General features: G+C 50.7%; 13 protein-coding genes and 1 pseudogene. 7 read left to right on the top strand and 7 right to left on the bottom strand.

The features are described from left to right. From HMPREF0860_RS13910 to HMPREF0860_RS04155, 5 genes and pseudogenes are all read left to right on the top strand, one after another. Nucleotides 1-184 (top strand): annotated as a pseudogene (locus HMPREF0860_RS13910) (Rpn family recombination-promoting nuclease/putative transposase); the annotation flags it as partial. Between the two features lie 616 nt (nucleotides 185-800). Continuing rightward, nucleotides 801-3983, top strand: a complete 3183-nt coding sequence (gene ileS, locus HMPREF0860_RS04140; RefSeq protein ID WP_021330982.1) for an isoleucine--tRNA ligase — start codon at nucleotides 801-803, stop codon at nucleotides 3981-3983. Next, nucleotides 3970-4848, top strand: coding sequence for a hypothetical protein (locus HMPREF0860_RS04145; RefSeq protein WP_156002156.1), 879 nt, complete (start codon nucleotides 3970-3972; stop codon nucleotides 4846-4848). The genes ileS and HMPREF0860_RS04145 overlap by 14 nt, the downstream gene beginning before the upstream one ends. Before the next feature lie 68 nt (nucleotides 4849-4916). Next, nucleotides 4917-5951 carry a uracil phosphoribosyltransferase gene (locus tag HMPREF0860_RS04150; protein ID WP_038082200.1) on the top strand — a complete coding sequence of 345 codons (1035 nt, stop codon included), beginning with the start codon at nucleotides 4917-4919 and terminating at the stop codon, nucleotides 5949-5951. Continuing rightward, complete coding sequence (locus HMPREF0860_RS04155) at nucleotides 5951-6724, top strand: tetratricopeptide repeat protein (RefSeq protein ID WP_021330990.1); 774 nt, start codon at nucleotides 5951-5953, stop codon at nucleotides 6722-6724. The genes HMPREF0860_RS04150 and HMPREF0860_RS04155 overlap by 1 nt, the downstream gene beginning before the upstream one ends. 25 nt (nucleotides 6725-6749) lie before the next feature. On the opposite strand, the gene HMPREF0860_RS04160 is transcribed toward HMPREF0860_RS04155, so the two are convergent. Genes HMPREF0860_RS04160 through HMPREF0860_RS04180 form a run of 5 tightly spaced genes read right to left on the bottom strand, consistent with a single transcriptional unit; the run spans nucleotide 6750 to nucleotide 13705 of the window. Further along, complete coding sequence (locus HMPREF0860_RS04160; protein WP_021331020.1) at nucleotides 6750-8153, bottom strand: nucleotidyl cyclase domain-containing protein; 1404 nt, start codon at nucleotides 8151-8153, stop codon at nucleotides 6750-6752. After that, nucleotides 8143-9717 carry a motility associated factor glycosyltransferase family protein gene (locus HMPREF0860_RS04165; protein ID WP_021331021.1) on the bottom strand — a complete coding sequence of 525 codons (1575 nt, stop codon included), beginning with the start codon at nucleotides 9715-9717 and terminating at the stop codon, nucleotides 8143-8145. The genes HMPREF0860_RS04160 and HMPREF0860_RS04165 overlap by 11 nt, the downstream gene beginning before the upstream one ends. Continuing rightward, a complete protein-coding gene (locus HMPREF0860_RS04170) occupies nucleotides 9714-11195 on the bottom strand; it encodes a 6-hydroxymethylpterin diphosphokinase MptE-like protein (RefSeq protein ID WP_021331003.1) in 1482 nt (493 codons plus the stop codon). The genes HMPREF0860_RS04165 and HMPREF0860_RS04170 overlap by 4 nt, the downstream gene beginning before the upstream one ends. A 4-nt stretch (nucleotides 11196-11199) precedes the next feature. Then, nucleotides 11200-12078 (bottom strand): hypothetical protein, encoded by an 879-nt coding sequence (locus HMPREF0860_RS04175; RefSeq protein ID WP_021495524.1) that lies wholly within the window; start codon nucleotides 12076-12078, stop codon nucleotides 11200-11202. Between the two features lies 1 nt (nucleotide 12079). After that, the gene (locus HMPREF0860_RS04180) at nucleotides 12080-13705 is read right to left on the bottom strand and encodes a hypothetical protein (protein WP_021331013.1); all 1626 of its coding nucleotides are present in this window, start codon (nucleotides 13703-13705) and stop codon (nucleotides 12080-12082) included. A gap of 165 nt (nucleotides 13706-13870) precedes the next feature. Between HMPREF0860_RS04180 and HMPREF0860_RS04185 the strand changes: the two genes are divergently transcribed. Both HMPREF0860_RS04185 and HMPREF0860_RS04190 read left to right on the top strand, forming a co-directional pair. Next, nucleotides 13871-14434, top strand: coding sequence for an FtsB family cell division protein (locus tag HMPREF0860_RS04185; protein WP_021331014.1), 564 nt, complete (start codon nucleotides 13871-13873; stop codon nucleotides 14432-14434). Continuing rightward, nucleotides 14431-14994: an L-threonylcarbamoyladenylate synthase gene (locus HMPREF0860_RS04190; RefSeq protein WP_156002153.1), complete on the top strand. Its 564-nt coding sequence runs from the start codon at nucleotides 14431-14433 to the stop codon at nucleotides 14992-14994. The genes HMPREF0860_RS04185 and HMPREF0860_RS04190 overlap by 4 nt, the downstream gene beginning before the upstream one ends. A gap of 45 nt (nucleotides 14995-15039) precedes the next feature. On the opposite strand, the gene HMPREF0860_RS04195 is transcribed toward HMPREF0860_RS04190, so the two are convergent. Both HMPREF0860_RS04195 and HMPREF0860_RS04200 read right to left on the bottom strand, forming a co-directional pair. Then, on the bottom strand, nucleotides 15040-16410 hold the full coding sequence (locus HMPREF0860_RS04195) for an alpha-amylase family glycosyl hydrolase (RefSeq protein WP_021330985.1): 1371 nt from the start codon (nucleotides 16408-16410) through the stop codon (nucleotides 15040-15042). Between the two features lie 15 nt (nucleotides 16411-16425). Next, complete coding sequence (locus HMPREF0860_RS04200; protein ID WP_021331037.1) at nucleotides 16426-17004, bottom strand: TetR/AcrR family transcriptional regulator; 579 nt, start codon at nucleotides 17002-17004, stop codon at nucleotides 16426-16428. Between the last annotated feature and the right edge of the window lie 133 nt (nucleotides 17005-17137).

Below are 17137 nucleotides of genomic sequence, written 5' to 3' on the forward strand. Positions count from 1 at the left end.
TGAAAAGATCGGCTTTGAACGGGGCGTTGCTGCGGGAATACGCAGAGGCCGACGCGACGGCATCGCCGCGGGATCGTATCAAGCAAAGCGGGAAACGGCAAAAATTTTATCGGATATGCGGCTGGACATTGAAATGATAGCGAAAGCGACCGGTCTCTCGGAAGCGGAAATCGAAAAACTGTAATAGTATTTGCTTTTCAAAAAGCTCGACATCCGACCTTTTAGGTAAAAATTGATTTCCGTGACAGCCAAGCCGTTTTTCTTTTATCCGTGCGGATGCTTTTATACTTCATCCTTTCGGATGTAATAAAAGGTATGAAGCTTCGTGCTCGTTGCAAGTTCCGCACTGCTCGAAATCGCTTTTTTGAAGTCGAGAGTTGAAAACGCTTGGTGCGTTTTTCTTTTATAGGAAACGCGAAAAAATCCTGCGCGGGGAACGTCCTTCAACGCACGGCAGGGATGCCGTGTCGTATCTTTACGAAATGGTCGCGTATTTTTGCGCAGCAAAAATACGGTAGTGAGCGGTATACGGATGTACCGCGAACGACCACTGCTCGGATTTATTTTTGAAAGTCTGGAGTTGAAAAACGGCTAAGCCGTTTTTCTCTCATAGGAGACGCGAAAAAATCCTGCGCACTGCTCGGATTTATTTTTGAAAGTCTGGAGTTGAAAAACGCTTGGCGCGTTTTTCTCTCATAGAAGACGCGCGCGATTTCTCCGCACTGCTCGAAATCGCGCGCTCTAGTATTTTTTCCCTTTTTCCTGTATACTGTTTTCCACTTTAACTATAGAGGCGTTTTGTGTATACACCGGTAAATCCGAAAGCGGACTTTCCCAAGCAGGAAGAAGAGGTTCTGAAGTTTTGGCGGGACAACGATACGTTTAAAAAGTCCCTCGCACAGCGCGAAGGCGCTGAAGAATACGTGTTTTACGACGGGCCTCCGTTTGCGACGGGATTGCCGCATTTCGGGCATTTTATTCCTTCGACGATCAAAGATATTATCCCGCGCTATCAGACGATGAAGGGGAAAAAAGTCGAACGCCGTTTCGGATGGGACTGTCACGGGCTTCCCGTCGAAAATTTAATCGAAAAAGAACTCGGCATCAATTCCAAGCACGAAATCGAAGCTTACGGCGTCGAAAAATTCAACGATGCGTGCCGTGCGAGCGTGCTGCGTTATACGGACGAGTGGCGGAGGATCATCACGCGCATGGGGCGCTGGGTCGATTTCGACAACGATTATAAAACGATGATGCCCGATTACATGGAATCGATTTGGTGGGTCGTAAAAGCGCTGTGGGATAAAAATCTCATCTACGAAGGAAGCTATATCCTGCCATATTGCCCGCGCTGCGCGACGGTTCTTTCGAATCACGAACTCGCCCTCGGCTATAAGGACGTGCAGGATCCTGCGATCACGGTGCGGTTTAAGGCGACAAAAGCTCCCGATGCCATAGACGATGCGGATTTTGCAAACGGGAGTACGTATTTTCTTGCGTGGACGACGACTCCGTGGACGCTTCCTTCGAACGAAGGTCTTGCGATGGGGCCGGATATCGATTACGTTAAAGTGCGCGATACCGCTTCGGGTGATTATTATATCCTCGCAGCGGCGCGCCTCGGTGCATATTATAAAGACGAAAAAGAGTATTCGATCGTTTATACCCGAAAGGGAAGCGATTTTTTAGGCGCGACCTACGAACCGCTTTTTCCGTATTTTAAACATCTGGCGGTAATGGACGACGGCTCTGTCGGTGCGTTCAGGATATTCAACGGAGATTTCGTTTCGACCGAAGACGGTACGGGCATCGTCCATACGGCGCCCGGTTTCGGTGAAGACGACAGCAAGCTTTTTCAGGGTACGGGTATTCCCTGTGCCGAACCGATCGACGCCGAATGCCGCTTTACGCATGAAGTGTCCGACTACGAAGGCCGCTTCGTCAAAGACTGCGACAAAGACATCATGTCGCGTTTGAAAGCCGAAGGAAAACTCATCAAACGGGATACGATCGTGCACTCCTATCCTCATTGCTGGAGGTGCGCTTCTCCGCTCATCTACCGCAGCATCGGAAGCTGGTTCGTAAACGTTTCCGAAGAGCGCGACGTATTGCTCAAAGCGAATGCCGAAATCAATTGGCGGCCGCCGCATATCAAAGACGGGCGGTTCGGAAAATGGCTTTCGGGCGCGCGCGATTGGGCGATCAGCCGAAACCGCTTTTGGGGCAATCCGATTCCGATTTGGAAATGCGATTCGTGCAAAGAATCGATCTGTGTCGGAAGCAGGGAAGAGCTCAAAGCCCTTTCGGGCGTCTATCCCGAAGATCTGCACAAACAGTTCGTCGACAAGATTACGATTCCGTGCAAAAGCTGCGGCGGTACAATGAAGCGCATTCCCGAAGTGCTCGACTGCTGGTTCGAATCCGGTTCCATGCCTTATGCGCAAAATCATTATCCCTTTGAAAATAAAGAGTATTTCGAAAAGCATTTTCCGGCGGATTTTATTTCGGAGGGTCTCGACCAAACGCGCGGCTGGTTTTATACGCTCACCGTGCTCGCAGCCGAACTCTTCGATCGCCCCGCATTTAAAAACTGTATCGTAAGCGGTCTCGTGCTCGCTTCGGACGGGCGCAAAATGTCGAAGAGTCTCCGCAATTACACGGATCCCGAAGAAGCGATTTCAAAATTCGGCGCCGACGCGATACGCCTCTTTCTCATGCACTCTCCGGTCGTCAAAGCGGACGACCTTCGCTATTCGGACGACGGCGTGCGCGATATTTTAAAAGGCATCGTCATACCGTTGTGGAACAGTTACAGCTTTTTTGTGCAGTATGCGAATATCGACGGCATCTCGCCCGACGGACATGAATTCGATGAAGCGCTTCCGCAAAATCCGCTCGATGCGTGGCTCCTTTCGATCACGCAAAAGCTCGTCAAAAGCGTAAGCGCTTCTCTCGACTCCTACGACCTTTCCGGTGCGATCGATCCCATCGTGCATTTTATCGACGAACTCAACAATTGGTATATCCGACGAAACCGCCGCCGTTTTTGGAAAAGCGAAAACGACCGCGATAAAAAGGAAGCGTACGCGGCGCTGTACATCGCGCTCAAAACTTTTGCGCTCGCCGCATGTCCCTTTATCCCCTTTATCACCGAAACGATTTGGCAAAATCTCCGCACGAAAAGCGATAAAGAATCGGTACACCTCGAAGACTATCCCGTATACGGCGAAAAGCTGCGGAACGAAGCGCTCGAGTTTAAAATGGAAGCGGTGCAAAAAGCCGTTTCGATGGGACACGCGCTCAGAAATCAATTCAATATAAAAAACCGACAGCCGCTTGAAAGCGCGGCTCTCGTAACGCGGGATCCCGAAGAAAAAAAAGTCCTTGCCGAAATGGAAGATTCCATACGCGAAGAACTCAACGTCAAGCGCATCATCTTTCACGAACGGGAAGACGAACTGGTCGAATACCGGGCGAAGGCGAATTTCCGCGTACTCGGAAAAGAAATCGGTCCGCTCATGAAAGAGGCATCCGCAAAGATCGCTTCTCTCGACCATGAAGCCATTCAAACGATCCTCGACGGTTCGAAATTGACGATCGAAGTCGAAGGGAAGAGCATCGACCTCGACGGCACGAAAGTGAACGTCGAGCGCATCGAAAAAGACGATTTGAAAGTGCTCAACGACGGCACGCTGACGGTGGGCTTGGACACGAAGATCACCGACGAGCTTAAAAAAGAAGGCTGGGTGCGCGATTTGGTGCGCGGCATACAAAACCTCAGAAAGGAAAGCGGTTTTGCCGTTACCGATCGGATCCGTCTTTCGCTTTCAGGCGATGCGGAACTCAAATCCGCGTACGAACTCTTTGCACCCTTTATCGAAAACGAAACGCTCGCCGTTTCGTCTTTTTGGCTCGCCTCCCTTTCGGGAAAGAACGTCGAAGCCGAAGATAAACTGTGGAAGGTACAAATTGAAAAGGCGTAATTTGCCGTCCGTATATGCGGCCGTTTTTGCTTCTCTTACCCTTGTTATTCTGGGATCGTGTGCGTCGCTTCCGAAAGGAGCGGAAGTCAATCCGATCGATTTGCTTTCGGGGGATGCCTCTTTTTATATGCGGATCCCGAAAAAAACGGACGGCGAACTCGTCGAACGGATTTTGAGGGCGAGCGCGCAGCATATTTCCGAAAGCGATGCAAAGCTTATCTCAGGCCGCATCGATACGATTTACGCGGCGATTTCGCGCACGAAAACGAGCTTTTCGGTCGAAGCTGCCGTTTCCGGAAATATTCCGAGGCGCACGGCTCAAGCGCTTCTTTTAAAAAGCGCACAGTGGAAAACCGAAACCCATATACCCGAAAGAAGCATTCGTCCGTATTTTTATTACGCGTCGAACGGCGTTTCTCTCGCTTTTCCGTCGCCGAGTATCGTGTGCGCCGCAAACGACGTGAGGCCCATGCTTTCAGCTTTCGATGCTCACGCATACGGAGGGAGTATCTCGCACAATGTGAGCGATGCCGTCTATGACTGGCTCGATGTGTCGGGGAGCGAAATACGTTTTTACGCGCCGAACCCGCTTTCGTTTTTGACGATCCTCACAGGCACGAATTTAAATCTGCAGCTCAATTACGTCAAAGGCGCAATGATAAGCGACAGCGCGCATGAAGATCAGTATCTCATGTCGATCGAATTCGATTTTAATAATAAAAATATCGTGCGCGCGGGAGAGGCGATGCTTGCTCTCGCATTCGGTTTGACAAACGCGCAAACGACGAGAAATTCGCCGACGAATATTACGGTATCGGGTATTCGAATCAATAAGCGGCAGCTGTATAAATTGTTCGTATTGTAAAAATATGCCGCAGAAGCCGAATGAAAAATCGGTGCGGCTTTGAAATTTTAGGCGATCGCGGAGGAACTATGGCAGGCGATGAAGTTATCTTGAAAGCGGAAGACCTCGACGGGTACTTGACGCGGCAGGATCAAATCGATTTGGATGAGCTCGATAAAATGTACAAAGAAACGATGAAGTCGTTCGATCCTGTAAACAAACAAAAGATCATCGATGCGTTCAATGCGATGGGACACAAAATGCAGGAGATCTGTGCGGGGCACCCGCACATACGCGTCTATTCCTTTGTCACCGAAGAGGGCGCGCACGCCGAAGCGTCCCGCGTCATCTCGAAGCTGCGCGATATAAATACGAGTCATCAGGAATTTATCTATTACAGCCAACGCGCGTATGAAATGTTGTTTCGTATGGCGTACACCGATGCGCATTCGTCGAAAAAAAATTATATGATCGTCAAAACGCCGGTAACCTATCCGGTGCAGAATTACGCCGTCCACAAAATACCCGATATCGATTCGAAAATCGAAAACGCCGTGATGTGCGTTATGCTCCGCGGCGCGCTGCTTCCGAGCATGATCATATCGAAAGAGATCGAAGAGTATTCGTCGCACGATTACGTGACGCCCTTTGCACTTTTTAAAATCAGCCGCAATGATCAAAAATCGGAAGCGGATATGGAATACGTTTTGAATTTGAAAAAGTCGTTTTTCAATCTCGAAGAGCTCGACGGAAAGGATTTGATTTTCGCAGACCCGATGAATGCGACCGGCGGCTCTCTCGTCACCGTCGTAAAATATCTGCAGGGGCAGGGCGTCCGTCCGAAATCGATTCAATTTTTTAACACGATTTCCGCGCTCAAAGGCTGTATCCGCGTTACGCGCGCCCTTGAAAACTGCACGTGCTATACGCTGTGGCTCGATCCCGCGCTCAACACGTCCGCATACATCATGCCCGGCTTGGGGGATGCGGGTGACCGATTGAACGGCACGGATGCCAAAGATTCGCCGCGCAATATCATGCAGCTCATCGCCGATTACGGAAGCAATATCGCAGGTTTGTACCGATCGCAGCTGTACAAAATCGAACAGACAGTGTTGGGTTGATGATGCGGAAAGCGGCTGTCCTTTTAGCGGCGTTGTTGATCGTTTCGTGCAAAACGGGCGCGCATTTTCCGATCCCCGGAGAAGCTGCCGTCACCCGCTCATCCCTTGCCGCCGAATACATGGCAATCGCCGATGCATACGCCGAACTTGAAAAATACGATAAAGCCGCTCCGTATTATAAGCGTGCAATGCAGGACGAAAGCCTCTATTGGACTGCGATATACAAATTGGGCAGGATGTACGCGCTGTCGAAAAATTGGCCGGAAGCCGAAAAAATCTACAAACGGCTGCTCGAGCGCGATGCTCAAAACGTGAGCGTGCGGATGTCGCTTGCGTATATACAAGCGATGTCGGGCGATCTTGCAGGTGCAAAGGCGGCGTATAAAACGCTCGTCGATGAAAATCCGCAAAATGAAACGGTGCTCGTGAACTTCATCGCCGTTTTGCTCTCTCAAAAAGATACGGCCGGTGCGGAAGAATCTATCGCGCTCTTAAAAGAACGGTTTCCCGAAAGCGCATCCCTTGCCGATTACGAAAAGCGTTTGTCCGATTTGAAAAAGCCGGCCGAGGAAAAAGCTTCGAAAGGCGGCTCTGCGGATACAAAAGATGAAACTTCGGAAGGAAACGCAGCGGATAAGACCTCAGCTCCTGCGGATAAAAGCGGAGCTGCCGACGAAAGCGGAGCGGACAAAACCGCTGCGGATAAAAGTGCAGATGCGGTAAAAGGTGAGGCTTCTGCGGATAAAAACGCGGCGGTAAAACGGAAGCTCTGAAGTCCGTGCAGGGAATAACGCCCGCTCAGCTTTGCCTTTCCTCGATAAACCTGCGGTATTTGTCGGCATCTGCGCGGAATGCGACGATCGGGGAAGTTTCATCGTGCAATGCGTTTTCAAGCGCTTCGCTCGCTTCCTGTATGAGGCGCTTTCCCGGCAGCATCCGCACGGAGCGGGACGAAATGCCGATTGCACATTTCGGTTCCATATTTTCGCCTTTTATTATTTTGACGATATCTTCTCGAACCCCGGCGGCAATTTCGAGGGCGCCGTCGACGGTCGTATCGAGTTTAATTATCGAAAATCCGTCGGTCATATATTCGAAAAGCAGATCGTTCGATTGAAAGCGTTCGAAAAGGTATGCGCATATTCGTTTTGATGCGCTTGAAGTGAACGAGAGGTTCGGAATACGTATCATAAACAGCGACAGATCCCGTTCCGAAGATGCCGCTCGTATCAATTCACCGTCGAGCCGCCCTTCAAGATTGTACGCCTGGCCGAAACCCGTGAGGGGCGAAAAGCGGTCTGCCGAATCGTTTTGCGCTTCGTTCGCTTCTTCCACAAACGGCGTTTCAGGCGGAACGTAGGTCGTTTCACTGCCGCTTGTATCGTTTTCGAATCGGCCGTAGGATATTTTTTCCGCATCGTCCCCGGCTGTGCCGCCGGACATTTTTAGGTGCGCGGCTGCATCCCGCCGCATAATTTCTTCTTCCTCAAATACATCGTCCGTATCGGGCAATGCGGCATCCGGTACGGATAAAGCGTCGTACTTGTCTTTGTTGTCCGCTGCAATCGTATCGGCCGTCGAAAATCCGTCGTCAATCGGAAAATCGTCGTCGAAGGGGTAGGAGCCGTTTTCCGCCGGCGCGAGAGGAGCATCATCGTATGCCGCTTCGGGGATAATGTCGGTACGGTCCGCTGCGGTGTTTTCGGAATTCGCAAAATGCAAATACAGTATTAAAATGAGCGTAAATACGGTAATGACGAGTATGACGATAAACGAAAAGCGCGCATAGTAAAAGACGAAAACAGGCCGGATGAGATACATCGATGCCGAGAGAATGTACGTGTCATCTCCCGCTTGAAAGCTGCTCGAATGCATTTCGCAAAACTGCGACGTGCGTATCGATGAAATGTCTTCGTTTTGCGGATAGGCGAAGAGAATACCCGATGTGTTTTTTAAAGTGATAAAAGCGTAGTCGTCGTACGTGCCGCACGCTTTTACGAAAGCGTCTCGGAAGTCGGAAGACGAATCGCCGTAGCGTGAAAGTGCGTCTCGGGTTGCGGCAGCGAGGCTGTCGAATGTACGGCCGGTGCGCTCTCTTCCGGCGGCGTATTCGCAGCCGAGTTTGTAGCACAAAAATATGATTGCCGCCGCAAAGATTGCGGATATGACGATCGAATACACGGTAATGCTTTTACGTTTCATATTGTCGAGTATATCTCAGAATCTCGGCGTATGCAAGTTTCAAGAGTTCGGAAAAAGTTTTGCCTGCGTTTTCGTTTTTTGATTTCCGAAGAGAAGCGACGGCGGGAAATAACGATGCGATTGCGGGATCAAAATCGGGATATGAAAGCTCCCGTACGGAATGCGAAAAATCGGTTTTAAAAAATACGGCGAACGACGCCATATCGAATGAAGTGCAAAAGCGGAGCGGAGAGGGTGTTTTTTTTGCGCTTGCGCGGTAGAAAACGCCGTCACGGTCGATATGCGTACAGTATTCTGCGAGGTGCGATTCGAACGTTTTGCGGTATGCGTCGAGCATCTCCGTCGTGCGGGAACCTGCGTTTTGAAAAAGTTCGGTGCGGAACATAAGCGCGTCGAATGCCGTCTCCGCCGAACGGGTACGTCCGCTTTCGGCGTTGTAGAGCGAGTCGAGGTAGGTGCCTTTCATGTAGGGTTTTTCCGAATACGAAAAGTCCGCTCCGCAGACGGCGATATCGGAAAAACCCGCTTTGAGTACAAAGTCGAGCGCGGCGATCGTCACCGTTCCCGCTCCCGTCGCAACGTGCGGAAAAGGTGTACCCCTTTTGCGTTCCGAAAACCGCGATGCGTACTCGGCAAGCGGATGACCTGTTTGAACGAAGGCGATTTTACCGCCGGATTTTTTAATAAAACGCACTGCGCTCGGATGAGCGCACAAGTCGAAAATGAAGAGCGTTCGATGCCGTTCCGTTTCGGAGAAAAAATGTTCCGCCGACAGAATTTGACCGTCGATCGACACGACGGCGTCGCATCCTATGCCGCGCTTTGAAAAACTTCGGTATGCGGTATCGGTTGCAACGATATAAAAATCGTTTCGCTTTTTTTTGATGTATAAAATCGCTTTGTCGAGCGAAGGACCTGCCGCTGCGATGAGCGCCGTTTTTCCGGCGGGAGCGGTGAACGCCGCTTTGTTTTGTGTGCCGTCCGTCCCTGCAGATTGCGCATCGCCGGTCGTGCGGGATTGAGCGCCGATTTGAGTGAGGTTTGCGATGATATTGCGCTGCCAGATTTTTCCGAAGTGTGTTTGGGCGGAATAATCGGCTACAATCGCTTTCGCCGCGCTCGTCGTCTCGGCTCGAAAGACTTCGATGCCGCTTTTGTTTTCGTTCGCCCACGAAGGCGTTTCGATGATTGAAAACGAACCGTAAAACGCGGGTACGTAAAAGCCGAGCATCGTGCCGAACGTTTTTTCAAGGGGAAAGATGCGGATGTGCTTGTCCGAAAGCAGATCTCTAAAGACGGGGATCCGATTTAAAAAATCGATGTCTTCCTGCGAGTTTTCAGCAGCGAGGATGATAGAGCCGGGAAAGCGTTTTTTGAGCGCGCGGATAAAGTAGCCGCCGCCCGCTCCCGCGACGATAAAAAACTTCGATTCGTTTACGTGCAAAGCCGCCTGTTCCGCTTCTTTTTCCGGGTCGTAGCGCGAGTGCATGCTTTTGCCGTTGTAAAAAAGGGGGACGGGGCTTCCATTTTTCGCGGTGACGATCGATGAAAAAAGCACCTTCATCCTATTATCCTCGCAATCTTTTTCGACAGCGCGTCGCTTTTTTTTGCGAGCGTTTCCGTTTTGCTCCCTTTTTTTTCCGCATCGATTTCACGCTGCCGCGAAACGTATTCCGCGGGAAAAATTTCGTGAAGCCATGCGTCGCTTCCTGCGTGCAGCTTTAAAAAATCGAGCGCGGCTTTTTGTACGGCTTCTTTTTTCGGAAGTGCTTCATCTTCGATGCGCGGCAAGATTCGTTGCTGCGAAAGCGATTGTTCAAAAAAAGCGGTATCGACATCGGCGATCGCGCCGAGCGTATTTAAAAAGCGGTAATCGTGCGCGAAGCGGTATACGTTTTTTACCCGCGCTTTCGGAAGCGATTGAAACCATTTTCGATAAAGTTCAAGCGAACCGGAAGCAAAGCGGGAAGCGCTGCTTTTCGTTTCGTTCGGATATGTTTTCATGCAGGACGCTGTGGCTTTTTCTTCGAGCGCATTCGGCCGGGCGTGCTGCAAGCCGGAAGCGGACGCCATATCGAGTCCGCACAAAAAAACGCTCCCGTCCGTTATGCTCTGCGCAAAGTCGAGCGCGCTGCCGCTGACCGTACCGTTTCGTTCGATTTTCATCGAAGGGATGCCGCACGCTGCAAAAAGGCTTGCGGCAAATCCGTCGCCGTATGACAGCGGGATGATGCCGCTCGTCGATAAAATATCTCCGCTGCACGAAGCTTCTTGGGCGAGCGCAAGTGGTATGTGCGGAAAACGCAGCAGCGGCGACAAGTGCGCTTTTGCGTAAAAGCCGCCGTCGGTTGCGATGCAGACATCGGGGATGATGCCGTATGCAGTTAAAACCGAAAGAGCGGATGATGCGGCAATGAGAAAGTACGACGGTCGAAACTGCGCGAGATAGGGGAGTGCGCTTTTGAGGCTCGGCCCTGAAGCTGCGACGACGACGGGAGATGAGCCTTTGACGATGCGCCGTGCGCGTTCTATGTGCCTGCAGATAAAAAACGCATTCGCTATCCAGCGAGAGGCAAAACAGCTTCGCGTAAAGAGGACGTCGCGTCCCTTATCGACCGCGTATTTTATCTCCTGCCAGACCGCTGCATTTTTTTCGGGAAATGCACGTGCGGACGGCTGCCACGAAGCGAAAAGAGCGGAGCACAAACCTTCTTCGCCGAGTTTGTCGAAGAGCGTATCCGAAAGCCGGAGCGCACTTTGCGCCGCATCGAAAACGATATCCCACCCTTTGTCCGCTTCGGCAAAATCCGGCGCATAACGCACGGCGACGAGGACGGCAGCGGGAAAGCGCTTTCGAAAAAACTGCGCGCAATACGATAGGGCGGGTTCGGTGACGACGATGTACTGCGGATAAAAAGAAGGCGACATTGCGTCGACAAAGCGTTCGGCTTCGCGTTCGGGATCGTAGGATGAATGGAGATTCGTGGCGTTTGCGGCGCAGGACGGAAGACCGCTTTTTGCGGTAAAAAAGCGTATGCCCAAGGCATCAACCTTCGGCGGTAAATCGTTCGATATCTTCGGTTGTGTGCGCCGTGCCCGCTTTGATGAGCATGAGCGATTCCGCCGCCGCGTCGAGCAGGGGAGTGAGCGCTCGGTTTACGTGAAATTGCAAAACGGCTTCGTCGAAATCCGCACGGCAAAAGAGGACGATATGCAGTTCACCGTTTTTGCCCCTGCAGCAGATGTTCGGAGCGGCAAAGGAGCGTTCGAGTATGTCGGCCGCATCTGCGTAGATCGCAGTGAAAATCCGATCTTTGATAGGCGCGCTTTTTGGCGCATCGGAAACGAGTATTCTGTTTATCGCAATTTTTGTCGACAGCAAAAAGAGCGTTGCATCTTTTTCCTGTAAAAGAGAGGAGTCGACGGAAAAAAGCGATTTGTTGTTTTTTCGACTATCGCCGTTTTTAATAAATTCTGCAAGGGGGATTTTTATCGCTTCGACGGGCGGAACGGAATCTTCCCCTATAAAATCCGCTTTTACAAAGATCGCATCGGATGAGAGGCGCAAAAAATGAAGACATGAAAGCTTTTCTTTTATGCGCGGTGAAAAAAGCTGGTAAAACGCGGTGAGATTGCCGGCCGGCTTTGAAAAGCTTTTTACGGACGGATCTTTGCCGATCGTGCCGTCCCAAAAATCGGAAGATGAAACGGAAAGAACTGCGCTTGCAGCGTCAAGTCCCGTACAGCCGCTCATCGTAAAGCTGCCGTCGGTCATTTGAAAGACGGCACCGTGTCGGATATGAAAATCTTTGCACAGCTTTGAAAACGAAGCGTACGACGTTTTTTGTACAAGCGGAGCGGCCGCGGCTAAAAGACCGGGAGATTTTTTTGCCTGTCCGCCCGAAGCGAGACCGAGCAAGCCCATATTATGCCAATCCCAAATCCGCAAAAAGTTTTTTATACGTCGCGAATTGTTCCGAACGCGCGAATTCGACGATCTTTTCTTCGGGCAAATCTTCGAGCAGCTGATCCATATACAGGAGAACCGATTTGATTTCTTCGGTCAAATTTGCAGGCAGACCGGAAGCTTTTGAAGCGGACGCAGAATCCGCTTTTGCCGCAGGTTCTTCGGCGTCGGTAAAGGCGACTTCTGCCGGAGAAGTTTCCGCAGCAACGGAATCCGCCGTAAAAAAATCGTCCGGCGTCGCAGGCTGCTCCGATTCGGTTTTGAAAAAATCATCCGTCGCTGTCGTATCCGCTTGGAAAAAGTCGTCCGTTGCGGCGTCGGGGAACTCCGTCTGTGAGGGCGAATTCTGCACATCTGCGACAGGCTCACTTGGTACGGTTCCGGCTAAGATGTCGTCGACTTTCGGAATCGACAGCTCTTCGGGAAGATCGAGTTCCGCATCGGGAAGCTCTTCAAGCTCGGCTTCTTCGGGGAGTTCTTCGAGATCTGCTTCGGAAACGGTATCGGGTTCCGGCGAAAGTTCGGGAATCGCATCGGATTCCGGTGTAAAAAAATTATCCGCTGAAAATTCTTCCGCAGGTTTTTCCGCGACGGGAGTTTCGGGAACGACGGAGAGGTCGACCGCCTCTGCACTTTTTTCGGCGGCTTTTGTTTCTTCTGCAAGCGCATCGACTTTGCTTTCGTTATTCAGGAAATCGGCGCTGCTCATGATATTGTCGAGTTCGTCGCCGGAAAGTGAAATCGTTTCGTCTTCGTCCAAATCGCTGAAAAATCCTCCGGCCTGCGCTTCCGTTGCCGGAGTTCCTCCGCGCGATTTTAATTCGGCGAATTCCGTTTTCAGTGCGGAGATTTCGTTTTTTAATCCCGAAAGATCTTCGACGATTTGCCGCAAAAGATCGTTGCTTTCCGTCCGCGGTGCGGAAACACTGTCCATAAGCGATTTTGCTTCTTCGTCGAAGCTGTCGGGGACGGCGTTTGTCTGTGCGGCGGGAAGGGCGCCGTCGTCGGCCGAAACGGTAAGATCGTAATCGGCACGCGGCGCTTGCACTCGAACGGGTGCCGCGCTTCCGGGCGACGGCGTATCCGAAGGCGCTTCATCGGCGCTGAAATCGACTCCGAAATCGGACAGGTCGACATCTTCCGTAACTGTCGCTTCGGGAGATGCCGCCGCATCGTCTTGTACAAAAGCCGTATCGAGCGATTCGGGAAGTTCGGGGAGGACGGTATTTTCTTCGTTTTCTGCCGGCATGAAATCCTGTGCGGAATCGATTTTCGCTTCTTCTGCACCGAAAAAATCGGGTATGGTTTCTTCGGTCGGAGCGAGCGTTTCAAGCGTATCGTCGGGAACGGGAGGTTCCGAAAAACCGTTGTCGAGAAAATCTTCGATCGAGACATCTTCGACGGCAAGCGTATCGTTTTGCGTTTTTTCGGATGCAGGTGAGTCTATGTCTGAAAAATCGGGCAGATCGACGTCGAAATTAAAATTATCACCGCTTTCGGATTTCCGGGGTTCGGATTCGGGAGCCCGCTTTACCCAGACGCCGTAACTGTCGAGTTCGTTTTTGTTATCAATACTATGAGCCATATCATTCCCCTCTATGTGCAGAGATGCATAGTCTATCCGTTATACTATCGGCATAAAAGCTGCAAAAAAACAGTATGCTGTCGGGAAAATTCCGACAATATTATCGGTACAGTATAACATATATTTCCGTTTCAGAAAATAGGTGATTACACCGATAAAGACAATATGACGCTGACAAAAACGCTTTCGGCTTTCTTTGCCGGTACCCTCGTATATGTACTTCTTTCGTTTTTCGCCGGCAGAGACGGCATCATCGTATACAATCAGCTGCAAAAACAAAAACGCGTGATAAGCAGGCAAACGGCGATCATCCAAAAGATACACGACGAACTTTCCCTCGAATGTACGGCGCTCGAAAAAGATAAAGACGTTATCGCAGCCTATGCGCGCAAGCTCGATTACGTGAGCGAGGGAGAAAAACTCGTGAAAATCACCGGACTTAAGCCCTACGAAGCGCCGCTCTACGATACGGGAACCGTCATCCGGCGCGCACCCATAGCCTTTATGAGCGAGCGGACGTGCAAAGCGTGCGGCATCGCGTTTTTTGCGCTTATCTTTGTGCTTTTGACGCTTGCCGGAGAAAGCGGAGAAACTATGGCGCGAAGAAAAAAGAAGCAAAGTTTTGCAGGAGAAGACGGACTGAAAAATGCTTCGGCCGACCGCATGCACAGACCTCGTTCCGAATCGCGCGATAAAATACGATATGCGTCTTTCGGCGGTGTACGGTGATTATGCACAAAACCGACGAAAAAGCGGCTTCCCTCTGTATCGATTTTTTAAAGTGCGGAAAAATCGTTATCCTTCCGACGGACACCGTGTACGGTTTTTCGGGCATCGTCGAAAGCGGCGAAAAGATATTCCGAACCGAAGAAAAAATACGGGCGATAAAGGGCAGGGACGAAGGAAAACCTTTTATCCGCCTCATCGCGCATCCCGATGAAATCCGCCGTTATGCAAAGGACGCCGTACCGGATTCTCTCCTTGCAAAATGGCCGGGCGCGCTCACGATCATCGTAAACGACGGAACGGGGGGCACTGCCGCGTATCGCTGCCCGGGAGATGCGTGGCTGAGAGCTGTCATCGCGCAAAGCGGTCCCGTCTATTCGACGAGCGTCAACAAAAGCGGAAAACCCGTACTTGAAAAAATAGGCGACATTATCGAAACGTTTGAAGACGATGTCGATTTAATAATTTCATCGGGCGATACGTCGGGCGCCCTTCCGTCGACCATCGTCGATATAAGTTCGGGTACCCTCCGCGTGCTGCGTCAAGGAGCCGTGCAGGTGTAATGCACGGAATGATTTTCGGATAAATTTAACAAAATGATTTTCCGATCATTCGTTTTTGCGCAATATCAGTATTGAACACGGAGCCGTTTGCAGTTCTTTCAAATCATCGGAATGACAGACCCTTCCGTCCGTCAGATTTTCATATTCACCCTCAGGGATAGTAGGTAAAAAAACACAGGCCTGCACAAAATCCGAATTTACGATGATCAGGATTTTTTCTTCGGAACATTCGCGCCAAAAGCCGAATTGCCGGTTTGCAATAAACTCCTGCCGGTACGAACCGCGCTGCAAAGCGGGACGGCTCCGTCGTATTTTCGAAAATGTTTCAATGGACGTACGGATAAAGCCCGCGTCAAAACCCGGCTGCGTAAAATCCGGAAGCTGAGCGAAAGGCGGAAGCGGAGGGCGAAGTTCGTAATCGCCGTCGACTTTCCGCACTCCCCGTATACCGTATTCGCTGCCGTAGTAAACGGACGGGATGCCGGGAATCGTAAAGAGCAGCCCGTATAGCAGATGCAGGTGCCGCTCCGGAGAGGTGAGCGCACTGACCGCTCGATTTACATCGTGGTTGTCCGCAAAATTGTACAATGCGATGTCTTTATACATACCGCTTTCGCCGTTATATTCTCTGTTCAAATTATACGAAAGCTCATACATATTCCGATCGTTCAAACACGACCAAAGCGATTTGTATATCTGATAGTTCGTTACCGAATCGAGCCTGCCGTTCCGCGCCCATTCGGAATAGTCGCCGTGCACGACTTCACCCATCAGCCAAAAATCGCTCTTTATACTTCGGCAAAAGGAAGCCAGCGCATCGAGGAATGTTTTACTCAGCACATCCGCCGCATCGAGGCGCAGGCCGTCTATTGCGAATTCTTCGATCCACATTTTTACCGCGCCGAAAAGATGTTCCCGTACGGCGTCGTTATCGACATTCAGTTTTACCAAATCCTTGCAGCCCGCCCAGCCTTCATATTCAAAGCAGTCCCCCTCGGCACTCCGCCGGGAAAAATCAATATTGACATACCAATCTTTGTAAGCGCTGTATTGCCCTTTTTGCCGAATATCCTTAAACGCAAAAAAATCCCGCCCCGTATGATTGAATACCGCATCCAGCACTACCGCGAATCCCTTTTCACGGCACAGACGGCAAAACCGTTTAAAGCGCTCGTTGTTCCCCAACCGGCGATCTATATGATAATAATCGACCGTATCGTATCCGTGCGCGCTCGACTCAAAAATCGGCCCGATGAGGAGCGCATTACAGCCCAAGGATCGAATCCTGTCCAACTGCTCCGAAAGTTTTTCAAAAAAATCCCCGGCAGGACACGCAAAATCATTCCGCTTCGGGCAATTCCCCATTCCCAGTGCATAGATATGATAAAAAATTTTATCCGAAAATAAATTTGACATATACATCTCCCGGCATCAGTTTGCTACGCCGTAGACAAAGCCGTGTACGATGCGGTAAATCGTTTGGTCGTCTCCGGACAATTTTTGATGTACGCATAAAAGCGAAACCGAAATAACGTTGTTGTGGTACAGTATGGAATACAGTTTTTCTTTTCCGCGCATATTGCCGAACTCGTGCGCGGATTTAATAAAAAATTCCGAAAACACCGAATCGAAGCGTTTTTTTAACGGCGCGTAGACCGCTTCGGTTTCCGCATTGCCCGGCGCATTTAAAAGCACGCTGTGCAGATTAAAAAAATCGGGATTTTCGAGGGCGAAATCGATTGTCGCGGTCAGGATGCGTGTCAGGCTTTTCAAAAAATCGTGCTCGTACGCTGCGGCACGTTCGAGCTTTTGCAAAAGCTCCGCACCCTTTGAATCCGCTATCGCCTGCAAAAGCCCCTGCTTGCTTTTGAAAAAATAATATAAGGTCGGCTTTGTAATATTTGCGTTTTCGCAAATTTCCTGCACGCCGACTCCTTCGTATCCCTTTTGTGAAAAAAGGCGTATTGCCGTGTTGAGAATTGCATCTCTGCTGTTATCGTTTATTGTCATACCTGTATACCGTTCGGTATATAATGTACCGATCGGTATATTATTTGTCAAGAGGTGAGCGGCAGCGTGTTATCGCCCAAGCGACCGGTCTCACCGAAGCGGAAATCGAACAGTTGTAAACAGAGCCGTCTCG

The organism is Treponema socranskii subsp. socranskii VPI DR56BR1116 = ATCC 35536 (assembly GCF_000468115.1).
Classification (GTDB): domain Bacteria; phylum Spirochaetota; class Spirochaetia; order Treponematales; family Treponemataceae; genus Treponema_D; species Treponema_D socranskii.

Excerpts from the sequence above, each read along its gene's own strand:
- HMPREF0860_RS04165 (WP_021331021.1), bottom strand. The coding sequence starts at position 9,717 with ATGAAGGTGCTTTTTTCATCGATCGTCACCGCGAAAAATGGAAGCCCC.
- HMPREF0860_RS04160 (WP_021331020.1), bottom strand. The coding sequence starts at position 8,153 with ATGAAACGTAAAAGCATTACCGTGTATTCGATCGTCATATCCGCAATC.
- HMPREF0860_RS04175 (WP_021495524.1), bottom strand. The coding sequence starts at position 12,078 with ATGGGCTTGCTCGGTCTCGCTTCGGGCGGACAGGCAAAAAAATCTCCC.
- HMPREF0860_RS04180 (WP_021331013.1), bottom strand. The coding sequence starts at position 13,705 with ATGGCTCATAGTATTGATAACAAAAACGAACTCGACAGTTACGGCGTC.
- HMPREF0860_RS04185 (WP_021331014.1), top strand. The coding sequence starts at position 13,871 with ATGACGCTGACAAAAACGCTTTCGGCTTTCTTTGCCGGTACCCTCGTA.
- HMPREF0860_RS04200 (WP_021331037.1), bottom strand. The coding sequence starts at position 17,004 with ATGACAATAAACGATAACAGCAGAGATGCAATTCTCAACACGGCAATA.
- HMPREF0860_RS04195 (WP_021330985.1), bottom strand. The coding sequence starts at position 16,410 with ATGTCAAATTTATTTTCGGATAAAATTTTTTATCATATCTATGCACTG.
- HMPREF0860_RS04150 (WP_038082200.1), top strand. The coding sequence starts at position 4,917 with ATGGCAGGCGATGAAGTTATCTTGAAAGCGGAAGACCTCGACGGGTAC.
- HMPREF0860_RS04155 (WP_021330990.1), top strand. The coding sequence starts at position 5,951 with ATGATGCGGAAAGCGGCTGTCCTTTTAGCGGCGTTGTTGATCGTTTCG.